The organism is Flaviaestuariibacter terrae (assembly GCF_054777635.1).
Window position 1 is genome coordinate 471,049 of the sequence record NZ_BAAHAL010000008.1, and the last position, 23,082, is coordinate 494,130.

Annotated in this window: 16 protein-coding genes and 1 tRNA gene; 10 read left to right on the forward strand and 7 right to left on the reverse strand. The window is 58.4% G+C overall.

The features are described from left to right. Nucleotides 1-124: 124 nt before the first annotated feature. The 4 genes from ACYU7Z_RS10100 (at nt 125) to ACYU7Z_RS10115 (ending at nt 4,250) form a co-directional block, all read left to right on the forward strand. Nucleotides 125-2,062: a PAS domain-containing protein gene (locus ACYU7Z_RS10100; RefSeq protein ID WP_460570012.1), complete on the forward strand. Its 1,938-nt coding sequence runs from the start codon at nt 125-127 to the stop codon at nt 2,060-2,062. A gap of 119 nt (nt 2,063-2,181) precedes the next feature. After that, nucleotides 2,182-2,253, forward strand: a tRNA-Arg gene (locus ACYU7Z_RS10105). A gap of 142 nt (nt 2,254-2,395) precedes the next feature. Further along, nucleotides 2,396-3,442, forward strand: a complete 1,047-nt coding sequence (locus ACYU7Z_RS10110) for a sensor histidine kinase (RefSeq protein ID WP_460570013.1) — start codon at nt 2,396-2,398, stop codon at nt 3,440-3,442. 103 nt (nt 3,443-3,545) lie between these two features. Beyond that, on the forward strand, nt 3,546-4,250 hold the full coding sequence (locus ACYU7Z_RS10115; protein ID WP_460570015.1) for a type 1 glutamine amidotransferase domain-containing protein: 705 nt from the start codon (nt 3,546-3,548) through the stop codon (nt 4,248-4,250). 217 nt (nt 4,251-4,467) lie between these two features. On the opposite strand, the gene ACYU7Z_RS10120 is transcribed toward ACYU7Z_RS10115, so the two are convergent. From ACYU7Z_RS10120 to ACYU7Z_RS10130, 3 genes are all read right to left on the reverse strand, one after another. Continuing rightward, entirely contained in the window at nt 4,468-5,469 is a 1,002-nt protein-coding gene (locus ACYU7Z_RS10120; RefSeq protein ID WP_460570017.1) for an MDR/zinc-dependent alcohol dehydrogenase-like family protein, read from the reverse strand. Nucleotides 5,470-5,527: 58 nt separating this feature from the next. Next, entirely contained in the window at nt 5,528-6,241 is a 714-nt protein-coding gene (locus tag ACYU7Z_RS10125; protein ID WP_460570019.1) for an alpha/beta fold hydrolase, read from the reverse strand. Between the two features lie 67 nt (nt 6,242-6,308). After that, nucleotides 6,309-7,157 (reverse strand): methylated-DNA--[protein]-cysteine S-methyltransferase, encoded by an 849-nt coding sequence (locus tag ACYU7Z_RS10130; protein ID WP_460570021.1) that lies wholly within the window; start codon nt 7,155-7,157, stop codon nt 6,309-6,311. 201 nt (nt 7,158-7,358) lie between these two features. Here ACYU7Z_RS10130 and ACYU7Z_RS10135 point away from each other — a divergent pair, with 201 nt between their 5' ends. The 4 genes from ACYU7Z_RS10135 to ACYU7Z_RS10150 all read left to right on the forward strand — a co-directional run bounded on the left by ACYU7Z_RS10135 (nt 7,359) and on the right by ACYU7Z_RS10150 (nt 13,626). Next, the gene (locus tag ACYU7Z_RS10135; RefSeq protein ID WP_460570022.1) at nt 7,359-10,604 is read left to right on the forward strand and encodes a S41 family peptidase; all 3,246 of its coding nucleotides are present in this window, start codon (nt 7,359-7,361) and stop codon (nt 10,602-10,604) included. A 112-nt stretch (nt 10,605-10,716) separates the two neighbouring features. Continuing rightward, nucleotides 10,717-11,013, forward strand: a complete 297-nt coding sequence (locus ACYU7Z_RS10140) for a hypothetical protein (RefSeq protein WP_460570024.1) — start codon at nt 10,717-10,719, stop codon at nt 11,011-11,013. Next, the gene (locus ACYU7Z_RS10145; RefSeq protein ID WP_460570026.1) at nt 11,010-11,363 is read left to right on the forward strand and encodes a four-helix bundle copper-binding protein; all 354 of its coding nucleotides are present in this window, start codon (nt 11,010-11,012) and stop codon (nt 11,361-11,363) included. Before ACYU7Z_RS10140 ends, ACYU7Z_RS10145 begins: the two co-directional genes overlap by 4 nt. 235 nt (nt 11,364-11,598) lie before the next feature. Further along, complete coding sequence (locus ACYU7Z_RS10150; RefSeq protein ID WP_460570028.1) at nt 11,599-13,626, forward strand: PAS domain-containing sensor histidine kinase; 2,028 nt, start codon at nt 11,599-11,601, stop codon at nt 13,624-13,626. Nucleotides 13,627-13,852: 226 nt separating this feature from the next. Here the strand turns inward: ACYU7Z_RS10150 and ppk2 are convergent, their stop codons facing one another. The 4 genes from ppk2 to ACYU7Z_RS10170 all read right to left on the reverse strand — a co-directional run bounded on the left by ppk2 (nt 13,853) and on the right by ACYU7Z_RS10170 (nt 18,668). Continuing rightward, the gene (ppk2, locus tag ACYU7Z_RS10155; protein ID WP_460570030.1) at nt 13,853-14,605 is read right to left on the reverse strand and encodes a polyphosphate kinase 2 family protein; all 753 of its coding nucleotides are present in this window, start codon (nt 14,603-14,605) and stop codon (nt 13,853-13,855) included. A gap of 402 nt (nt 14,606-15,007) precedes the next feature. Next, nucleotides 15,008-15,898 (reverse strand): carboxypeptidase-like regulatory domain-containing protein, encoded by an 891-nt coding sequence (locus tag ACYU7Z_RS10160; protein ID WP_460570032.1) that lies wholly within the window; start codon nt 15,896-15,898, stop codon nt 15,008-15,010. 697 nt (nt 15,899-16,595) lie between these two features. Beyond that, nucleotides 16,596-17,519 carry a restriction endonuclease gene (locus tag ACYU7Z_RS10165; protein WP_460570034.1) on the reverse strand — a complete coding sequence of 308 codons (924 nt, stop codon included), beginning with the start codon at nt 17,517-17,519 and terminating at the stop codon, nt 16,596-16,598. 9 nt (nt 17,520-17,528) lie between these two features. Then, nucleotides 17,529-18,668: a Fic family protein gene (locus ACYU7Z_RS10170; RefSeq protein ID WP_460570036.1), complete on the reverse strand. Its 1,140-nt coding sequence runs from the start codon at nt 18,666-18,668 to the stop codon at nt 17,529-17,531. Nucleotides 18,669-18,853: 185 nt separating this feature from the next. Between ACYU7Z_RS10170 and ACYU7Z_RS10175 the strand changes: the two genes are divergently transcribed. Both ACYU7Z_RS10175 and ACYU7Z_RS10180 read left to right on the forward strand, forming a co-directional pair. Further along, the gene (locus tag ACYU7Z_RS10175; RefSeq protein WP_460570038.1) at nt 18,854-21,811 is read left to right on the forward strand and encodes a type I restriction endonuclease subunit R; all 2,958 of its coding nucleotides are present in this window, start codon (nt 18,854-18,856) and stop codon (nt 21,809-21,811) included. After that, nucleotides 21,804-23,078, forward strand: a complete 1,275-nt coding sequence (locus ACYU7Z_RS10180; protein WP_460570040.1) for a restriction endonuclease subunit S domain-containing protein — start codon at nt 21,804-21,806, stop codon at nt 23,076-23,078. The genes ACYU7Z_RS10175 and ACYU7Z_RS10180 overlap by 8 nt, the downstream gene beginning before the upstream one ends. Nucleotides 23,079-23,082 lie beyond the last annotated feature (4 nt).

Here is a 23,082-nt window from a genome sequence, read left to right on the forward strand (position 1 = left end):
GCCAAACAATAGAGGAAATACGGCAATTTCCTTCCGTAGTTTTACGTTAGGGGGCTGTGCCCCGGCGGTCCTTTTTCGAAGAACTCCGTATTATCCTACCTTTAGGCTTCCCCTGACCACACACATGAACAGCTTAGATACCGCTTCTCCATCCGGCCCTTCGCTTGCGCCCGATGACCTGCAACAGGCATTGCGCGACAGCGAGCAGCACCGGGCACTTGCCCTGGAAGGTGGCGCGCTTGGCACCTACGAATTCTTTCCCGACGAGGGACGCATGAACTGGTCGGAGCGCACCAAGGCGCTTTTCGGCATGCAGCCCGACAGCGATATCAATCTCAGCCTCTTTCGCGCGCTCATCCACCCCGACGACCTGCCGCAGGCCCTCGCCCGCCTCGAAGCCGCGCAGGACCCGGACAGCAACGGCATCCTCGAGCAGGAATACCGTGTGCTTACCGCCAATGGCAGCACGCGCTGGATCCGCTCGCGGGGCAAGTACTTCCCGGCGCAGCCCGGGCGCCCCGCCCGCTTTGCCGGCGTGGTACAGGATATTACATCCTGGAAGGAAAGCGAGTACTGGCTCACCGAAGGACAGCAACGCCTCCAGGCCGCCCTCACGGCTTCGGGCACGGGCACCTTTCGCTGGAACATCCAGACCAACGCGCTCTCCTGGGACGAAAACCTCGACCGACTCTTCGGGCTCGCCCCCGGGCAGACGGTGCGAAGCCTCGACAGCTTTATCGAATGCGTGCACCCCGACGACCGCGCGGCCGTGATCGAATGCTGCCGGCAGTGCGCCGAAACGGCCGCCGACTTTGACCTGCAGTTCCGCGTTATCTGGCCCGACGGCACCGTGCGCTGGCTCGACGACAAAGGGAAGACCTACCTCGATGCGTCGGGTCGTCCCTCCTATATGACCGGCGCCTGCGTGGACATCACCGCGCGCCGCCACGCCGAAGATGCGCTCCGCGCCAGCGAGGCACGCCTCCGGATGCTCACCGAGGCCCTGCCGCAGCTTTCGTGGATGCGCGATGCCGACAGCTACCGCCTCGAATACGCCTCGGCGCGCTGGCAGGAATATTCGGGCATCGACGACGTGGATGCCGCCTGGACCGCGATGCTGCACCCCGACGACAAGGAACGTGTGCTGCGCGTGTGGGAGGAAGCCCTCCAGGGAGCTTCCGACTTCCGCGAGCAGATGCGCCTCCGCCACCGCGACGGCGAATACCGCTGGCACCTCTCCATCGCGAAGCCCGTGCACGACGGAACGGGCAAGGTGAGCAAGTGGACCGGCACCCTGCTCGACATCCACGACCAAAAGACATTCGAAGAAACGCTCGAGCGCCTCGTACGCGAGCGCACCCGCCAGCTGCAGCGCTCCAACGACGACCTGCAGCAGTTTGCCCACGTGGCCTCCCATGACCTCAAAGAGCCACTGCGCAAGGCCCGGCTTTTCCTGCAACGCTTCCTGGAAGACGACCAGAGCCGCATCAGCCACAACGGCGGGACCTTCCTGGGCAAGGTGGAAGGCGCCCTCGACCGCATGTCGGCCATGGTGGATGGCGTGCTGGCTTACTCCCTGCTCCGCGGGCAGGCCTTCGACCCGGAACCCGTGCAACTCGATATATTACTCCGCGAGATCGCAGTTGACCTCGAAGTGCCGATCCAGGAAAAACGCGCCGAGGTCCACTACGAGCAGCTTCCGGTACTCACCGGCTCGCGCGTATTGCTTTACCAGCTTTTCTACAACCTGCTCAATAATGCGCTGAAGTTCACGCGGCCCGACGCGCCGCCCCGCGTTACGGTGAGCATGGAGCATGATGAAGCCCTGCGGGCCACGGTGATCCGCGTCAGCGACAACGGCATCGGGTTTTCGCCCGACCAGGCACGGCGCATCTTCGAGCCCTTTACCCGCCTGCATTCCAAAGACCAGTATGAAGGCACCGGCCTCGGCCTCGCCCTCTGCCAGAAGATCATGGAGCGCCACGCCGGTTCCATCCGCGCCGAAGGCCACGAGGGCGCGGGCGCAACCTTCTTCCTCAGCTTCCCGCTGCCCATCGTTTGACGCCCGGCAGCGACGCGGGCGCGCATCTTTCGTATTACCTGCAGCCAATCATGAACGCAATTCGCCGCGGGCACTGCCTGACGGTATGCGTGGCAACCCCTAGATTTGCAGCTGCTATCGGCCCGATAGTTCAAGGGATAGAATAGGAGTTTCCTAAACTCTAGATACAGGTTCGAGTCCTGTTCGGGCTACTTTTTTCGTTTGCCTTTCCCCTCGCCCCTACAGGCCCGTGCACGCCTCCGCCAGCTTTCCGCAACGTACCTCCGCTGTAACCTTGTTCTCCACTTCCGCAACAGGAACGCTAACGAGCGACAGTGCGTAAATTCGCTACCTATGGCCCCTTTGAAAAACGGAGATTTCGATATCAGCAGCTTCTTTGAGCTGACGCCCGACCTGGTATGCATCGCCGGTAAGGATGGCTATTTCAGGAAGGTCAACAGCGCTGTGCTGCACAAGCTCGAATATTCCGAAGAGGAACTGATGCAACAGCAAATTTCCTGCTTCATTCATCCCGACGACCGCGAGCTGACGCGCGGGAAAAGAGCGCTGCTGCTGGAAGGCGAAGCCCTGATCAATTTCCAGAACCGTTATATGACGAAATCCGGGAAGATCGTCTGGCTGCACTGGACCTCCGTGTATTTTCCCGAACAGGAAGTGGTCTTCGCGCTCGCAAAGGATATCACCGAAAAGAAACTGCTCGAGCAGGAGCTCGAAGCGAGGCACCGCGAGTTCGAAAGCCTTGCCCGCTATTTCAAGCAGACGATGGAAAAGGACCGGAAGTTCGTGGCACTGGAGCTGCATGAGGAGCTCGCCCAGCTGGCCTCGATGGTCAAGATAAATATGGAGTGGCTCGAAGGCCATATCGACGCCATTCCCCCCGACGCCAAGCAACGGATGGAGCACGTATCCAACCTCGCCGGGCGGATGATCCAGACGATCCGGAAGATCGCCTTTTCCTTCAGCCCCGCCATGCTCGACGACCTCGGGCTGGGCGAAGCCCTCACGGTGCTGTGCCGCGAGTTCCGGACGGCAAAGGGCATTCCGTGCTCGGTCAGGTGTACGCTCGATCCGTCGCTGCTCACGCAGGAAGCGGCCATGGATTTTTTCCGGATCTGCCAGGAGGTCCTCGACAGGATGGAACGCGTGGCAGCGGTTGCCCAACTGACCATCCTGCTGGAGCGGGAACAAAACAGCGCCTGCCTGCGCATAACCGTTACCCGGCACGAAAGCCGCACCGGGGAACAGCTGCCCGACCTGACCAGCGTGCGCAAGCGCGTCGCTTCCATGAACGGCCAGCTCTCGGTCACTGCCGATGGAAGCCCTGCCTGGCGCATCGACGTTTGCATGCCGCTGCAACTGGAAGAAATGGCCGCGCTGTAACGCCCTGCTTTAGCCTTTCATCAAACAAATACCGGCGTCGAAGCAGGAGCGCTGCGCATTCGGGTCTGCTTCTTGCACCCTCATACGCTAAATCATAATTCCTATGAACGTATTGATGGTATTGACCTCGCACAGCGAGCTCGGCAACACAGGCAAGAAAACGGGATTCTGGATCGAAGAGTTTGCAGCCCCGTACTATGTACTCCACGATGCCGGCGTCAACATTACCCTTGCCTCACCCAAAGGCGGGCAGCCGCCCATCGACCCGAAAAGCGCCGAGCCCGGCGCGCAGACAGAAGCTACGAAGCGCTTCGACGGCGACAGCGAGCTGCAGGAACTCCTGAAGCATACAAAGAAGCTCAGCGAGGTGGACGCGGCCGCGTTCGATGCGATTTTCTTTCCCGGTGGTCATGGCCCGCTGTGGGACCTCGCCACCGATGCAACTTCAATCAGGCTTATCGAAGAATTCTGGAAAGCGAAAAAGCCCGTGGTGGCGGTATGCCATGCGCCCGCTGCGCTGCTGCACGTGACCGACGAGCGGGGCGAGCCGCTGGTCAAAGGCAAGCGGGTGACCGGCTTCAGCAACTCGGAGGAAGAAGCCGTGCAGCTGACCAGTGTGGTGCCCTTCCTGCTGGAGGACGAGCTCAAAAGCAAGGGCGGCCTGTACAGCAACAAGGAAGACTGGGCCTCGTACGTGCAGAAAGACGGATTGCTCATCACCGGCCAGAACCCTGCTTCGTCGAAGGCAGCGGCGGAGGAGCTGTTGCGGCTGCTGCAGCACAAGCCGGCAGAAGCGATCAACTCCTGATGTACGATGCTGGCCGTGGCTGCGCTCCCCGAGCCGCGTTTTGATTCGCGCCGCATCAGCCGTTCACTTATTTTTTGCGCCTTGGCCCGGTAGTTCAAATGGCTCCCCTTTCGGCCAATGACATACACGCGTTGGGATACGTGCGAACCATCGTGAGCGCCATTGGCAGCGCGTTCGAGCCGAGTAACGAAACGCGGTAAGCCGATAAAGCGCCTGCCTACCAGGCTTCGGCTACCTTGAGCGTGATCTTCCCGAAGTGTCGCCCCGACTGCATGTACGCAACGGCATCCCTGATGTCCTCTAAAAGAAATTCCTCGTCCAGCACGGGCTCCAGTCGCCGCTCGGTGTAATAAGCCAGCATCGACGCAAACTCCCGGCAAGTGCCCATGACCGTGCCCATGATCTGCAGCTGCTTGTTGTAGATGAGCCCTGGGCGGAGCCCGTTGATATTGCCGGCAGTTCGCCCAAACAGCACGATCCGCGCACCGGTCGCCGCTGCTTCGGTCAATTCGGCAAAGCCATCACCGGCAGCGCTGTCGATAATTACGTCGAAGCCGCCCGTTTGTGCTTTCGCGTTTTCTACCCAGTCTGCCTCGCGGTAGTTAAAGGCGCCCTTTGCGCCCAGCTGAAGTGCCTTTTCCATCTTCTCCGTTGAGGAAGACGTTACGTATACGTCGGCCCCGGTAGACACCGCCATTTGCAAAAGAAAAAGCGCGGCGCCGCCACCGATGCCGGTGATGAGCACCTTGTCGCGGTCGGTAACCTTTGCCTTGGTAAACAAGGCCCGGTAGGCCGTCAGGGCCGCGAGCGGGAGGGCCGCCGCCTGCCGCAGGCTCAAATGAGCGGGCTTTTCATAAACGTAGCCGGCGGGAATGCGAATGTATTCCGCAAACGTTCCATGGGTAGGGTTGCCGAGAATCTCGTAGGCGGTTCCGAAGAAGTGCTCGTTCTCTCCCCAATGCAAACTGGGATTGACGACTACTTCCTTTCCGATCCAGGCCTCGTCCGCGCCTCCTCCGGCAGCGCAAACAACGCCGCTCCCATCCGAGCCCGGTATCACCGGCCCCGGCAGGGTTTGCTCTTTCCAGGTCCAGAGGTCGAGGTGGTTCAAGGCGGCAGAATGGATGCGGATCAGCAGCTCGCCTTTTCCCGGTTGCGGTTGCGGCACGGCCGCTACCTGCAGGGGCTGATCGCTGGATTGAAATAAAATGGCTTTCATGACCAGGTTGACTTCGTGATAAATCGCCGGGCAGCAGCTGCCGGATGCGCAGGGCTGCCTACGCCAGCAACAGGAGCTCCGCCAGTTCTTTCGGCCGGCTGAAAAACGGCGAATGACCTGTTGGAAGACGGTATACTTTCTCGCAGGGCATTTCGGTATACATCATTTTTTGCAGAAACGGGGTAACCGCCCTGTCTTCCGTGCATTCGATATACACACGTGGCACCCGCCCGTAGTTCTCCTCCGAAAGCTGCAGCGGCGTTATTCCCGATTCGACCGGCTCCGGGCTCAGTAACACCTTTGCCAGCTCGGTGATGTCGTCGTCACAATCGTGGTATAACCCTTCTTTGTAGATATCGGGGAGCAGGCTGTGCGCCTTTATTTCCGGGTGCTGCCGCACATAGGGCTTCAGCCAGCCACCAGTATCCAGCAGGGAATACTCGCGCTGTGTTTTTCCATCCGGGACCAGGTAGGCAGCAAGGTAAACCAGCTTCTCGATCTTGTGCGGGCGGTATTCGGCCGCCTGCGAGATCATAATCCCGTTTTTGCTGTGCCCCACCAGGGTCACCTTGCCGGGGAGACTATCGATCAGGAAACATAGTTTCGCAACCGTATCGCTCATGGTCACGGTGTCAATCGGCGTCTTATCCCTGCCCATACCCGGCAGGTCGATGGCAATGCCCCGGTGTCCGGCCTTTTCCAGCAGCGGAACCACGCGGTGCCAGTTCCAGGCGCTGTGCCAGGAACCATGAATCAGGATGAATGTTCGCACAGTCAATTTATTTATAAAACGAAACTAACGTAGACCGAAGGGGCGCACAACCCGGAACTTGCTGCTTTCATCGGCCCGCCGCACACCTGGCGGCTTCCCAGCCGATCATGGCCTGCTTGCGCGTGGCCCCCCAGTGGTAGTTGCCCAGGATTCCGGCCGACCGAATCACACGGTGACAGGGAATGATGAAGGCAATGGGATTTTGCCCGATCGCGGTACCCATCGCACGCAGTGCATTGGGATTGTTTATTTTCCCGGCAACGCTCTTATAGGTGACCAGCGACCCGGCCGGAACTTTGAGGAGGGTCTCCCAAACCTTCAGCTGGAAGTCGGTTCCTTTCAGGTGCAGCTTTACCTGCTCCGGCCGGCTCCAGTCGTGGGCAAAAATGCGCAGGGCCTCCTGGTGCATGGGGTCGCCAGCCTGCTGGCAGCTGGCATTGGGAAACTGCCGCCGGAGTGCCGCCAGGGCCTCCGCCTCATCGTCGGCGAAGGCCATATGGCAGATACCCTTGGGGGTCGATGCCACCAGCACCCTTCCGAAGGGACTTTCGGCAAAGCTGTACCTCAGCGAAAGGGTGGCTCCCCCATTTTTATATTCCCCCGGCGTCATCCCCTCGATCGTAATGAACAGGTCGTGTAGCCTGCCGGTCCCCGAAAGACCCGTTTCAAAGGCTGCGTCGAACACGGTGGCGTTGCTCTCTTTCAACAGCCCCTTTGCAAAGTCGACCGACAGATACTGGAGGAACTTTTTCGGGCTTACGCCGGCCCACTCGGAGAACATCCTTTGAAAATGAAAGGGGCTCAGGTGCATTCGCCGCGCTACATCCTCGAGCGAGGGCTGCTGCCGGAAGTTTTTCGTCAGGTATTCGATGGCTTCGGCAATGCGGTTGAAATTGAGCTCCTGTTGCGGGGTCATTGCAGATGATTGAAGCACAAAGCTATTTTTTACACCTATGCCGGCAAACCCGGTTCTTGCGGACCTGATTGCCAACAAGGGCCGGCACAGGCGCGGAAGGGCGGCTTCATTTTCTTTACTAACTTGTCCATCGGCTACGGGCCGTCGAATTCGGCCAAGTTCCGGCGCAGCCAAGCAACCCATCACCCAATCACGACACCTATGCGCTTTCATCGTTCCATCCTCGCGGCCTACCTGTTTTTCGCCGGCTCTGTACATACATCCGCGCAAAACACAACCGACACGCGCCTGCTCTGGCAACCCGCCATCAGCAAAAATGCGATCGCCTTCATCTATGCCGAAGACCTCTGGGTGGCGAACCGCGATGGATCGTACCCGCGGCGGATCACCGTAGGCGAGGGCGCCGAATCGAACCCGGTGTTTTCGCCCGACGGCTCGATGATCGCCTTCACGGGGCAGTACGATGGCAACACCGATGTGTTCGTGGTGCCGGCCGCGGGCGGCGTGCCGAAGCGGCTTACCTGGCACCCCGGCGCCGACCTCGTACGCGACTTCTCGCCCGATGGTAAAAAAATTCTCTTCGCGTCGCAGCGCAGCTCCTTCACCAACCGCTACTACCAGCTCTATACGGTCGATGTGGCCACGGGCGCAGAGCAACAGCTTCCCATACCCAACGCCTTCTGGGCCTCCTACAGCCCCGACGGTAGCAGCATCGCCTACACCACGATCCCCGACCGCTTCGAGCAATGGAAGAACTACCGCGGGGGCACCATGTCGCGGATCTGGATCTACGATACGAAGTCGCACAACGTAACCGAAGTGCCGAAACCCAAAGGCGGGAGCAACGACACGAAGCCCGTCTGGAAAGGCAGCAAGCTGTATTTCCGGAGCGACCGCGATGGCGAGTTCAACATCTACAGCTACGACCTCGCCACGAAAGGCGTAAGCCGCCTCACAGAGTTTAAGGAGTTTCCGGTGTCGAGCCTCGAGGGAACTGCTGACGATCTCATTTTTGCGCAGGCCGGCTACCTGTATTTATACAATACGGCCAGCAGCAAAGCAGCGCGCCTGAAAGTCGGCATCGCCGCCGACCTGCTCGACCAGCGTGAGCGCTTTGTAAAAGGCGACCAGTACATCCGCGGCGGCGATATCTCGCCAACCGGCGCCCGCGTAGTGATGGACTACCGCGGCGAGATCCTCACGCTGCCGGCACAGAAGGGCGATCCCTTCAACCTGACCAATACGCCGGGTGTGCACGAAAAAGAGCCGATGTGGTCGCCCAACGGGAAGCTCATTGCCTACTTCAGCGATGCCTCGGGCGAATACGAGCTCCATGTGCGCAACCAGGACGGCAGCGGCGAGCCGCAGGTGATCCATCTTACAGGATCGGGCTTTTACAGCGCGCCGCACTGGTCGCCCGACAGCAGGAAGATCGCCTTTGTCGACAACGGCCGGCGCCTCTATGTAGCCGACCTCGCCAGCGGCAAGGTGCAGAAGATCGGCGAAGACACGCACTTTGTTCCCGGTACCTTCCGCGACCTCTTTGGCAGCTGGTCGTCCGATGCCAACCAGCTCGCGTATACCACCATCACCGAAACCAACTTCGAGCGCGCCTGGATCTACTCGCTATCCGACAATAAATCCAACGCCGTTACCGACGCGCTGTCGAACGTAACCGAGCCCACCTTCGATCCATCGGGCAAGTATTTATACGTACTGGCCAGCACCGATGCGGGCCCCGTGGTGAACTGGTTCGACCAGTCGAACAACGACATGGAATCGACCAATGCCATCTACCTCATCACGCTGCAGAAGGGGGTCGTATCGCCACTCGCGAAGGAGAATGAAGTCGAGGCATCTTCCGACTCGAGCAGCAGCAAGGTGCCGTACAAGGCCGACTCCGCGCATGCGAAGCTGCGGATCGACTGGGACGGCATCCAGAACCGCATCGTACCGCTGCCGCTGCCGAAGGGCCGCTACAAATCGCTGTCGGTGCTGAAGGAAGGGGAGCTCTTCTACCTCTCGGCATCGCCGCACAACGCGACGCCAACGATGCTCAATATGTACAGCCTCCGGAAGCGGAAGGAAGAGCCGATCATGCCGGCCGACGGCTACACGATCGCTGCCAAAGGCGAGAAGACACTCTTCGTTACGAAAGGCAAATGGGGCATCGCGCCCACCGGGCAGAAGCCGACGCCCGAGGCCATGATCAACACGGCCGCCATCCAGGTGAAGATCGCGCCGAAGGAAGAGTGGAAGAACATCTTCAACGAAGCCTGGCGCGTGAACCGCGACTTCTTCTACGACCCCAACATGCACGGCGTGAACTGGGCGGCGATGAAGAAGAAATACGAGGCGCTTCTCCCCGACGTGGCAAGTACCAACGACCTCTACCGCGTGATGCAGTGGATGTTCTCCGAGCTTTCCGTGGGTCACCACCGCTTCGATGCCGCCGGCGATCGCCGCTCCAACCCCGAAATAGTACCGGGCGGGTTGCTCGGCGCCGATTATGAAACGGTCAACAACCGCTACCGCATCAAAAAAATCTACGGCGGCCTCAACTGGACACCCGACCTCCGCTCGCCCCTCACCGAGCCCGGCGTCAACGTGCAGGTGGGCGACTACATCCTCAAGGTGAACGGCGCCGACGTAACCGCCGACAAGAACTTCTACAGCTATTTTGAAAACACCGCCGACAGGATCGTAACGCTCACCGTTGCCGCAACGCCCGACGGCGCCAACCCGCGCACGGTGAAGGTCGTGCCCGTTGCCAGCGAGACCGCCCTGCGCAACCGCGACTGGGTGGAAGGCAACATGCGCAAGGTGGACGAGGCTACGAACGGCCAGGTGGCCTACGTGTATGTGCCCAATACGGCGGCGCTGGGCCATGAATACTTCAAGCGCTACTTCTTCCCGCAGGCGAACCGCGCAGCCATCATCGTAGACGAGCGCTTCAACGGCGGCGGTCAGCTGGCCGACTATTACATCGACCTGCTGAAGCGCCCCGTGCAGTCGTACTGGCGTTACCGTTATGGCAAGGACCAGAAGGCGCCCAACGCGTCGATACAGGGTCCGAAGGTGATGCTGATCGATGAGACGGCGGGCTCGGGCGGCGACTACCTGCCCTTCCTGTTCCGCCAGGCAAAGCTCGGCACCCTCGTGGGCAAGACGACGTGGGGCGGACTTGTGGGCGTGCTCGGCTACCCCGAGTTCATCGACGGCGGTGTGGTAACGGCGCCCAACGTGGGCTTCTTCGACGAGAACGGCTTCGGCATCGAGAACGTGGGCACGCCGCCCGACGTGGAGGTGGAGCAATGGCCTTCGGCCGTCATCGCCGGCCACGACCCGCAGCTGGAGAAAGCGATCCAGATCGTGCTGGAGCAGCTGAAGGCGAACCCGCCCGCAAAGGCGCCCGCGCCGAAGCCGCCGGTGAAGGTGCGGCCGTAAACAAATTCCATTTACTAGGAAAAAGCCGGGCGACCCTGTCCGGCTTTTTCGTGTGCCTCGGAGCATGGACGGATTTTTGTGCAGGTTCTGCCAGATCAAACTGTCGCAGCTCATGAACGTGCCGGCCCATTATTCCGAATCGCTGCCGCTGAGGGAGCAATCGCTGTACGTGCTATCGCTGATGCGCAAGGGCGCTGCATCGGAAGTAGCTGCCGAGCTGATGGAACTGAGGGGCACCGCCGCCGAAGATGGCGTTGCGGATCTTACAATCGAGGTTGCCCGCGAGCTTGACCAGCTCGAACAGGAAGGGATCCTGGAGGTCACCCATGAACACAGGGAAAAGCGGCGCTATGTCTTGAGGCAAGGAGGCAGCGAGCCCTTGGTAAAACCAATAAATGAAGCATCATGAACGGGGATTATCACCAGTATCAAACCTGTATCGATGCCTGCCTCCGCTGTGCCGCCATCTGCAATCATTGCGCGTCGGCCTGCACGATGGAACAAGACGTTTCGATGATGGCCCGCTGCATCCAGCTGGACATGGAATGCGCGGCGCTTTGTTCTGCAGCGGCACAGCTCATGAGCCTGGGCAGCCGCCGCGCGAAAGACCTCTGCCTCATCTGCGCAGGGCTCTGTACCGAGTGCGCCGCCGAATGCGGGCGACACCATATGAAGCATTGCCAGGAGTGTGCAGCGGCTTGCCGCAACTGTGCCCGGGAGTGCGAAAAAATGGCCGGCAGCGCAGGGAGCGACAACTGACTTTTGCATTTCCGATGAATGCCACAGCCCCTGGCCGTAAGCAGGACGGCAACGCGGAACCAAAGCGCCAGCAACCTGCTGTCAATCCGTGCGCCGTTCATTCAATAATCTTTTAACAAAGTGCACTGAACGCGGGCATCCGGCCCAAGCCGCTGGTGAATGAGTGCGAGTGACTTGAAAAGCAAGGCAGTCGTATGCGATTAATTCGTAATTTCATTGTCTGTCCCCTACCACCTTGGAACATACGAGAACCACCATAACAGTCCCAGCCTTCCTGATCGGCGGTGGCGAAATGGGTCAATTGACCCGCAGCTATCCCTGGGAACGCTCCGCGTTGGGGCGTCCGGAAACCTGGCCGCAAAGTCTTCGCACAACGCTCGGCATCCTGCTGCATTCGCGCTTCCCGATGTTCCTGTTCTGGGGACCGGATTCCATTTGTTTTTACAACGACGCCTACCGTCCGAGCCTCGGCAACGACGGCAAGCACCCCGCGCTTGGCAAGCCCGGCGCCGAAGTATGGCCGGAAATCTGGAAATCCATCGGGCCGCAGATCAGCGCCATCCTCGCGGGCGGCGAAGCCACCTGGCACGAAGACCAGCTGCTGCCCATCTACCGCAACGGGCAGCTCGAGGAAGTATACTGGACCTACAGCTACAGCCCCGTGATCGACGAGTCGGGACGGCCCGCGGGCGTGTTTGTAACCTGCACCGAAACGACGAAGACCGTGCGGCTGATCCAGGAGCTGCAGCGGGCCAACGAGCAGGTGCAACTGGCCCTCGACGCCGGCGAGCTGGGCCTCGTGGAAGTGGACCTGCGCAACGACGACGTAACGATCTCGGGCCGGGTAGAAGAGATCTTCGGGCTTCACTCGGGCAGCCCGCGCGCTGAATTCCTGCAGCGGATGCACCCCGACGACCTGCCCGTTCGCGAGGAGGCCTACCGCCGTGCCTTCGCCAGCGGCAAGCTTGAATATGAAACGCGCGTGCTGCGGCCCGATGGCATCGGCAAATGGATCCGCGCCAAGGGCCTCGTGTTTTTCGACAGCGAGCGCCGGCCGCTCCGCGTGCTCAGCATGGTACAGGACATCAGCGAGCAGAAGCAGTTCGGCGAAGAACTGACGCGGCAGGTGCGCGTGCAGACCGCCGAGCTCGAGCGGGCCCACAACGAGCTGCTCGCGTCGCACGCATCGCTGCAAAGCATCATCAATGTATTTAACACGGCCCTGCAGGTACTCCAGCCCGTGTGGGCCGGCGACGACGTGGTGGACTTTACCTACAAGCTCACCAACGAAGCCTATGCCGCCTATGCAGGCAAAGCGCCCGAAGACCTCGCCGGCAAGCGCGTGAGCGAATTCTTTCCCGGCTACTTCGACACCGACAGCTTCCGCAACATCCGCCTCGTAGCGATGACGGGCGATGCGCAGATCTGGGAGAATCACTACCTCGCCGACGGCCTCGATATCTATAACCAGATGGGTGCCGTGCCGCTGGGCGGCGACATCGTGGTGCACCTTACCGACTACACCGCGCTGAAGCAATTGCAGCTCGACCTGGAGCGCAACATCACCGAGCTGACGCGCTCCAACCAGAACCTCGAGGAGTTTGCGCACGCCGCCTCCCACGACCTGAAGGAGCCGATCCGCAAGATCCACTTCTACACCGCGCTGCTGAAAGACCAGCTGGCGGAGCAACTCAGCGAGGCGCAGCAGCATTCCTTCGCCCGGATCGAGCGGGCCTCGCGCCATATGGCGCAGCTCGTAGACGACCTCCTCAGCTACTCGCACGTAACCGACCGACCGCACGAGATGGAAACAGTCGATCTCGGCGAGCTGGCCGCCCGCGTACTCGAAGACCTCGAGCTCGACATCCGCCAGAAGGACGCGCACATCGAGCTGGGCCCGCTGCCCGCCGTGACCGGTTACCGCCGCCAGCTGCAGCAGCTCTTTCAGAACCTCGTGAGCAATGCCCTCAAGTACGGCAAGCCCGGCATCGCGCCTGTCATCGGCGTATCGGCCAGCGAGGTAACGGAGCGGGGCCTGCGCTACCACGTGTTGCGCGTGGCCGACAACGGCATCGGATTCGACAATATGTACCAGGAAAAGATCTTCCACATGTTTGCCCGCCTGCACGGCAAGGCCGAATACAGCGGCACCGGTGTGGGCCTTTCGATCGTAAAGAAGGTGGTGGAGAATCACCGCGGCTTTATCCGCGCCGAAGGCACGCCCGGCGAGGGCGCCGTGTTCGAAATTTACCTGCCGGCGTAGGGCGGGAATCGGAAATCGGGAATCGGCAATCGTGAATCGTCAATCGGGAATGGCTGACACCAGGAGGGTGGCAGCACGACGCTGAAAGCGTCATTGCGTTTCGCCGGCTGGCGGAGAAGCAAACTCGTGCGTTACGGAATACATTACTCTTCTAACGGTAACGACCATTGCCGGCGAACCGCCCCTCCGGGGCGGGAAATACAAGGAAACCACCGAACCATCACCCTCACGGGAACAAATCCGTCTCGATATGCTCCGGTGTGGCCGGGAATACGAGCTTGCCGTGATGGTCCAGCGCCTCCTGGCTCTTGCCGCGGTAGTCGACGTGGCGGAGCAGGTGGGAGACGAGGGCGATGTGCATGTCGTTCTTGTCTTCGGCATTGGCCACGAACCAGGGCGAGCGGGGGAAGTTGGTCTTGCGGAGCATCTTGTTGCGGGCTGTGGAGTAGTCGGCCCACAGGTCCTGCGCCTTTTCGTCGATCGGGCTGATCTTCCACTGCTTCAGCGGATCCTTGCGCCGGTCGGCGAGGCGGGCCGCCTGCTCGTCCTTGCTGATGTCGAGGTAATACTTGAGGAGGATGATGCCGGCATCGGTGAGCATCCGCTCGTAGTGCTCCACGTCGCGGAAGAAGGCGCCGTACTCCTCGTCGCTGCAGAAGCCCATCACCTTTTCGACGCCGGCGCGGTTGTACCAGCTGCGGTTGAAGATCACGAACTCACCGGCGGCGGGCAGGTATTGGGTATAGCGCTGGAAGTACCATTCGCTCTGCTGCCGGTCGGAGGGCTTGCTGAGCGCCACCACCCGGGTTTCGCGGGGGCTCAGGTGCCTGATGATCCGCTTAACGGTGCCGTCCTTGCCGGCGGCATCGCGGCCCTCGAGTATAACGAGGAGCTTAAGCCCGGAAGCGATGACCTCTTTCTGCAGCTTCACGAGCTCGATGTAGAGCTCGTTCATCTGCTTTTTCTGTTGCTTTTTCATGGTGCCGGATGGAAGGTTTTGCCGGTGCCGGGGCGCTTCCTGCAGGAAGGCATTCAAAAACAGGGCCGGTGGGGCGGCGGTCCGCACGCGGACGCCGGAGCGCGACGACACAACGGCGCAAGGACGCAACGAGGGAGATGGCGCTATGGAGGAGACGGGCACATGCCCGTCATTGCGAGTGAAACGAAGCAAACTCCTCCGTTACGCGAAGTGCTTCCAGCCTTTGAAGACTTTGAGTTGAGGTGCCCGTTTAAATCGTAACGTCTTCAGGTTGTGGAGTTTGCTTCGCTGCGCTCGCAATGACCTTCGGTCGCAGCAGCGACGCTCCGCGCAACAAAAAAGGCCGGAGTTCCCGCATACTTCCAAACGGGATCTCCGGCTTTTGATTGGAGGGCGATCGCCTTACAACGCTGCCTTGAGCTTGTTGCTCTTTCCCGGCTTCAGCTGCACGTCGTCGAGGGTCTTCTGCGAATAATCCTTGTGGGCGATGGTTATTTTCTTCGTGCCCGCTTCGAGGTCTTTGAGGATGCATTTGCCGTGGGCGTCGGTGATGCCCTTGACGCCGGTGCCTTCGATGCGCACTTCGGCGGCGGCCAGGGGCTGAGCGTCGGGGCCGGAGACGTTGACCGTAAGCGAGGTGCCGGAGGTGGCGGCGTCGACGATGATGCGGCTCTTCCAGTATTGCGCGTAGAATTCGGGGTCGCTTTTTTCGAATTGCAGCACGAGCTTGTCGACCGTCTTTTTGAGGATGGCATTGGTTTGGGCGACGAGCTCAGCGGCCAGCTCGCCGGCATCGGAGCGGAGGTTGATGGCGGCGCGGGGCGCTGCTTTTTTGCCTTCGAAGATGTCGGCGAGGTCGGACAGGTTGTCGAGGGTCTGGGCTGTGATGCCATAGTCGGCGAGTGCGGCCACATGGGCGCCGGCGAGCTCGATGATGCGGCGGATGACGGGCATCATCTTGTCTTCGGCGATGCGCTCCAGCTCGCGGGCGGAGTAATCCATTTCGCCGGCAAGGATCGCATCGTTCTTATCGTGCGCGTAGGCGGCAATGGCGGCGGCAGTGGACCCGGCGGCCGAGCAGAGGCTGCTGCGCTGGGTACCCTTGTCGCTGGTGACGCCCTGCGACACGAGCTTCTCCCGGGCCATGGCGGCCTTCGTGTCTTTGAGAAACTGGATGAAGCGGTCTACCGCGGCACGGAGTGCCGGGAGGCGGTCGACGGTGGCGGCGTACTTAAGGAAGAACAGGAGCATGACGTCGAACATGCTCACGCGGGCGAGATTTCTCTTGGTCATTGTTTTTGTTTTATGATGAGTGATAAGAGACGGTATCAGTTTGGGGTTTGGGGTTTGGGATTTCCGGTTCGTGCCGACGCTTCGTAAGGGTTGTTCGACGCTACGTACCTGGAGCGCCGACGCTACGTCCACGCGCCGACGACGCCTTGTACGCGACCAATGACGCGTTGCACGAGCGCTCCGACTGAGCGTCAGCGCCTTCCGACGCAGCGTACGCAGCTTCCGACGCCCTGCCGGCAAGCGCCGACGCGTTGTACGTGGGCGCCGACGCACTGCACGCGGGCAATGACGCTACGTCAGAACGGTCCGACGCGCTGCACGCGCCCGTTTCCCCAGCTTCGCTACGAACTAATGGATTGAGAATGAGCTAAAAAGGATGTGAAGCGGGCTGAGTTTCGGGAACCGAACGTCCCATCCTTCTGTAACCGAAACTAGCCCCTCAGCTCCTCGATTCCATGAGGATTTACCCCGTTTTGGCTGGGAAAAACATCGGGATTTTTTGGTGAAAACATCAGGCATTCGGGGTGAAAACATCAGGAGGATGCGTAGAAATACGTTGGTTGCCCTACAAGACAAACTGGCCGTCGGGAAGGTTAAAGGACGATGATTCGAACCGGGATGCAGTCCGATTCGTTAAGAGCAAAAATGTTCGTGCGGGACTAAATGAAGATCGTATGTGCTTATAGAAAGTAGCTTCTTATAGTTCGTCGAAGAAATCCTGGTCGATATCTTTCAGCTCGTAGCGCTTTTTCACCTGCACACCTACATTGAATTGAATAGCGAAGTCGGCCAGCTTAGGGCCATCAATCAGGATGATCTTATTCTGAGGATTCATCGAAGCCGTCCGGAGCGCATCGTCGGTGAAACGCGAGGTGGTGATAAACACGCCTTTGTTCGTACCGCGCAGGCTGAGCGACCCGATAAAGTCGCGTATCTCTTTTGACTGCACTTTGTTGTCATTCCACTTTTTGGCTTGTACGTAAATCCGGTCGATACCGAGCTTGTCCTGGTAGATGATACCATCGATGCCGAAGTCGCCGGATTGTCCCACCACTTCAATCGCGTTTTCCTCCATCATGCCATAACCCATACCCTGCAGCAGAAGCAGGACGAACTTCTCAAACTGTGCGGGTGTTTTCTGTTTCAATGTTTCCAGCAGGTCGGCCGCGATGGATGCGTGCACACGCGCGAGGCTTTCGCCAATGAGTTCTTCGGGTGTTTCGCTTACCGCCGCCTGTTCATCGGTTGCGGGTGTGGCTTCGGCCTTTCCAAAGGAGCCTGTCCATTCTTTATAAGCGTCAAACTTCTCGAGGTAGGCCAGGTTGATGTAGTCGATGTTTTGCTTCAGGATCGCTAGACCAGCCTCCGTGATCTGGTACACGCCCCGCTTGACCGCTTGGAGCAAACCGGCCTTTTTCAGGTAGGTAACCGCCCAGGTGACGCGGTTTTTGAAAAGCGGCTGCTGCCCGCTCGGCACCATGATCGCCAGGTGCGCATCGGAGAGCTGGAAGTGCTTGCCGAGTTGGGCAATGAGCTCCTGGGCCGGGTGGGGCGCTCCGTCGCGGAGGGCGGCGAGGGCAGGGTACATTATTTTTTGGAAATCGGGGATTTGTTCTTTCATGGAGTTGGCTTAGCGGTGGAATAAGTCCACGTATTGTTTGAAGATAAAGAAACGGTTGCGCTTGAAACCAGTCGTTTCCTTCAGAATGCCGACCTTCTGGAAGTCGTCGATCAGCTTATAAGCCGAAGCCGGTGACATTTCTAATACACTCGCGACATGTGCCGCTGTCACTACAGGTTGGGTAAAGAGGTAGTCAAGTAATTTTTTTGCAGTGGGTACTTTACGGCCCAGTTGAATGATGCGGCTACCCTCGCAATCGCGGCGCAATTCCATCACTTGCTGCAAACTACTCGACGCCATGGCGCAGGTTTGGCTTACCGCCTCTAAAAAGAACCGGATCCATTGGGTAAGGTCATTGTTCCGGCGTACGTTGGTCAGGTTGTCATAATACAGCCCCTTGTGCTTTTCGAAAAAGTCGGATAGATACAGGATCGGTTTTTCGATAATACGGTTCTCGATCAGGTAGAGGGTTATCATGAGGCGCCCGATACGCCCGTTGCCGTCCAGGAAAGGGTGGATGGTTTCGAATTGGTAATGCGCAAGCGCAATACGCACGAGGTGCGGCACCTGTATGTCGTCATTGTGCAGGAAGTTCTCCAGGTCGCCCATTAGCCGGCCCACTTCATCGTGCGGCGGGGGAATGAACACAGCATCGTTGAGGGAAGCACCCCCGATCCAGTTTTGAGAACTGCGGAACTCACCGGGGAGCTTGTGCTCGCCTCGGACGCCATCCAGCAGGATCGCATGGGTTTCGCGCAGGAGGCGCGAAGACAGGGGCAGCGTATCGAGCCGGTCGATGGCCGAATTCAGTGCCTTTATGTAGTTGTTAACCTCCTGCCAGTCGTCGCGGTGCTCCGGGGCCACGTCGGCCTGGCCCACGAGGGCCTCCTCGATATTGGTTTGCGTACCCTCGATGCGGCTGCTTTCGGTGGCTTCTTTGACCACGTGCATCCGGATAAAGAGGTCAATATCCGGCACAAAACGGGAGAAACTATTGAGTGCGCCCAGTTGGAGGGTGGCCCGCTCCAATAAGGTATTAATGCCGGGATCCGACCAGGTAAGCGGCCCGTTGATGGGCTCGGGGATGAAAGCCCGATAGCCGGTGGGCTGCTTAACGATCGTTCCAGCTTTAAAGGAATCCAGGTTCATTTTGGTGCCTTATATTATACTTTACGGCGTTAAAGTTAAATATGCGATGCCATATTTTAGTTTAGCGACGCTAACTTAAATACTAAAAGGCTTATTTAAACATAGCCCCACGAACCGCTACAGGTTCCTGGCTCAACCGTTGGTGAAAGTATTATTTTGTGCCCCTTCCGCACAAGCCAACCCACATGAAAGAAGCAGACATTGAGCAAGCATTTATCGACAGGCTTACCGACCTGAAATATACCTGGCGCCCCGACATCCGCGACCGTGCCGCCCTCGAAGCAAACTTTCGCCAGAAGTTCCAGGAACTGAACTGCGTCACGCTCAGCGACGCCGAATTCAACCGCCTGCGCGACGACATCGTCAACCCTGATGTGTTTACCACTGCCAAACTGCTGCGACAGCGCAATACCTTCATCCGCGAAGACGGCACGCCCCTGCAATACACGCTCGTGAACATCAAGGACTGGTGCAAGAATGACTTCGAGGTGGTAAGCCAGCTGCGGATGAATACCCATAACAGTCACCATCGCTACGACGTGCTGTTGCTGATGAACGGCATCCCCGTGCTCCAAGCAGAACTCAAGACACTCGAAGTGAGCCCGCGCCGCGCCATGCAGCAGATCGTGGACTACAAGACCGACCCGGGCAACGGCTATACCAATTCGCTGCTTTGCTTCGTACAGCTGTTTGTAGTGAGCAACCGCAGCAATACCTATTACTTCGCCAACAACCGCGCGCAGCACTTCAACTTCAGCGCCGATGAACAGTTTCTGCCTGTGTACCAGCTGGCGGCCGAAGACAATAAAAAGATCACCCACCTTGACGACTTTGCGGAGAAGTTTCTCTCCAAGTGCACCCTCGCGCAGATGATCAGCCGCTACATGGTGCTGGTGGAAAGCGAGCAAAAGCTGCTGGTGATGCGCCCCTACCAGATCTACGCCGTGAAAGAGATCGTGCGCTGCATCGAGGAGAACCGCGGCAACGGCTACATCTGGCACACCACGGGCAGCGGTAAAACGCTTACCTCCTTCAAAGCCTCTACCCTGCTGAAGGAAGACCCGAACGTGGAGAAATGCCTCTTTGTGGTGGACCGCAAAGACCTCGACCGCCAGACGCGCGAGGAGTTCAACAAGTTTCAGCCGGCCTGCGTGGAGGAAAACACCAACACCGACGCGCTCGTAACCCGCTTACTTTCGGAAGACTATGCCGACAAGGTGATCGTAACCACCATCCAGAAACTCGGGCTGGCGCTCGATCCCGCCAACCCGCGCAACTACAAAGACCGACTGCAGCCGCTGCGCGACAAGCGCGTGGTGTTCATCTTCGACGAATGCCACCGCTCGCAGTTCGGTGAAAATCATAAGGCAATCAAAGAGTTCTTCCCTAAGGCGCAGCTTTTCGGCTTCACCGGCACGCCCATCTTTGAGGAGAACGCCATCAATACGCAGGTGCGGGGCCAGGAGGAAAGCTGGAAGACGACGCAGGACATTTTCCAGAAATGCCTGCACCGCTACACCATTACCCATGCCATCGAAGACCGCAACGTGCTGCGCTTCCACGTAGACTATTTCAAGCCCGATGGGGAGGTGACGATGGGCAGCTGGACGCACCGCGTGGGCGTGGTGAACCACATCCTGAACAAGCACGACGACGCTACGCACGGACGCCGCTTCAACGCCGTACTGGCCACAGCCTCCATCAACGAAGCCATTGAATATTATGACCTGTTCGAAAAACTGCAGGAAAAACGGAAAGACGAAGACGAAGCCTACCAGCCTCTCCACATTGCCTGCGTGTTCTCGCCGCCGGCCGAGGGCAACAAGGACGTGCAGCAGCTGCAGGAAGACTTGCCGCAGGAGCAGGCAGACAACCAGGTGGACCCCGAGGGCAAGAAGACCGCGCTGAAGGGCATCCTCGACGACTACAACCGGCAGTACGGCACGGCCCATCGCCTGGCCGACTTCGACCTCTATTACAAAGACGTTCAAAAGCGCATCAAGGACCAACAGTACCCCAACAGCGACTACCCGCGCGCCAAAAAGATCGACCTCGTGATCGTGGTAGATATGCTGCTCACGGGCTTCGACGCCAAGTACCTCAACACACTGTACGTAGACAAGAACCTGAAGTACCACGGTCTCATCCAGGCCTTCAGCCGCACCAACCGCGTGCTGAACGATACGAAGCCTTATGGCAATGTGCTCGACTTCCGGAAGCAGAAGGATGCCGTGGATACGGCCATCAAGCTGTTTTCGGGCGAGAGCGAGGGCCGCGCCCGCGAGATCTGGCTGGTGGAGCCCGCGCCCGTAGTGCTGCAACGCTACGCCGGCGCCGTGGCCGAACTGGCAACCATGATGGAAGTTCAGGGCCTGCCCTGCGCCCCCGAGGAAGTGGCGAACCTGAAGGGCGACGCCGCCCGCGCCGACTTCATCAACCGCTTCAAGGAAGTGCAGCGACTCAAAACGCAGCTGGACCAATACACCGACCTTACGGAGGATGATCGGAGCGCTATTGAAAACATCCTGCCCGAAAACGAGCTTCGCTCGTTCCGCAGCGCATACATTGAAACGGCCAAGCGCCTGCGCGAAAAGCAAGGCGGCAAAGAACCGGGTGTGGACCCTCAGGTGGAGCAACTCGATTTCGAATTCGTGCTGTTTGCCTCGGCCATCATCGACTACGATTACATCATGGGCCTCATTGCAGCCTGGTCGCAGCAGGGGCCGAAGAAGCAAAAGATGACGCGCGAAGACCTGATCAACCTCCTCAGCTCCAGCGCCAACCTGATGGAGGAGCGCGACGACATCGTGGCTTACATTGACACCCTGCAGGCCGGGCAGGGCCTGAGCGAAGAAGCCATCCGCGAAGGCTACCAGCGCTTCAAGACCGAAAAGCACGCGCAGGCGGTGGTGGACGTTGCCGAAAAGAATGGGCTCGAAGCCGCTACCTTGCAGGCCTTTATTTCCGCCACCCTCGACCGGATGGTTTTTGACAGCGCGCACCTTACCGAGCTGCTCGCGCCGCTGGATTTAGGCTGGAAAGCACGAACGCAGAAAGAGCTGGCGCTGATGAATGAATTGGTACATATTTTGAAAAAACGGGCCGGCGGCCGCGAGATCGCCGGGTTGAAAGCTTATGAATAAGAAGGGGAACTTAGAATTGGTGCCGACGCTGCGGTTTCCAAAATTCTTGGAAAAATGGAAAGAAATAAGTCTTTCCGATATTTTATCCGAAGGAAGATTAGGTGGAAACTTCGCAACTACAACGAACTCAAAAGGCATTCCCATCATTAAAATGGGAAACATCGAAAGAGGAAATATCAATTACGATAAACTTGAGTATTTGCAAGAGGATACTCCTTATAGTCCGCTCGACATACTCAACGAAGGAGACTTATTATTCAATACAAGAAACACCTTGGAGTTGGTTGGCAAAGTCGCAATATGGAAAAATGAGCTGCCTCTTGCCCTTTACAACTCAAATTTGATGCGCTTGACTTTCACTAAAAGTTCTGTTGCTTCAAATTATTTCATGAACTGCCTCCTCAACACAGCCCCCTCAATCAAAAAGCTTAGGGAAATCGCAACAGGAACTACGAGCGTTGCTGCTATCTATACTAAGGATTTGCTCAAACTAAATGTCGTAATTCCAGGAGATGAGGAACAACAAAAAATCGCCTCCTGCCTTTCGTCCCTCGACGAACTGATCACTGCCGAAACCCAAAACCTGGAGGCGCTCAAGGCGCATAAGAAAGGCCTGATGCAGCAGCTCTTTCCGGCAGAAGGAGAAACGGTGCCGCGGTTGAGGTTTGCGGGTTTTGAGGGGGAGTGGGAAGAAACGACATTAGGAGAAATATCTAAGTTTAGTTCAGGAGGCACACCATCGAAAGACAATCCCGAATACTGGAACGGATCAATTCCCTGGATTAGTGCTGCTTCGATGCATAACTATTCTTTGGATGACTCTGAACTAAAAATCACTGACTTAGCTGTTTCCAAAGGAGCGGCAATTGCAAACGAAGGACAGTTGTTAATATTAGTCCGAGGAAGCATGCTTTATAAGCGTATTCCAATGGGAATCGCAAAGTGCACGCTATCGTTCAATCAGGATGTGAAGGCGCTAACACTCGAAGCTCGCGTCAATAGTCAGTACCTGCTCTACTATTTAGTAGCATCCGAGCCACTGCTTTTAGAAAAAGTAACTGCCACAGGTATTGGAGCCGGAAAGCTTGATTCAAACGACCTAAAGCAATTCGAAATTTTGATTCCTCCCTTAGAAGAGCAATACAGAATCGTAGAGGCTATATCAGCCTTAGATGAGATGATTTCGGCTCAAACGGAAAGACTCGAATCCTTGAATGTCCACAAAAAAGGTCTGATGCAAGGGCTATTCCCGTCTGTTTCCGAGTAAATAT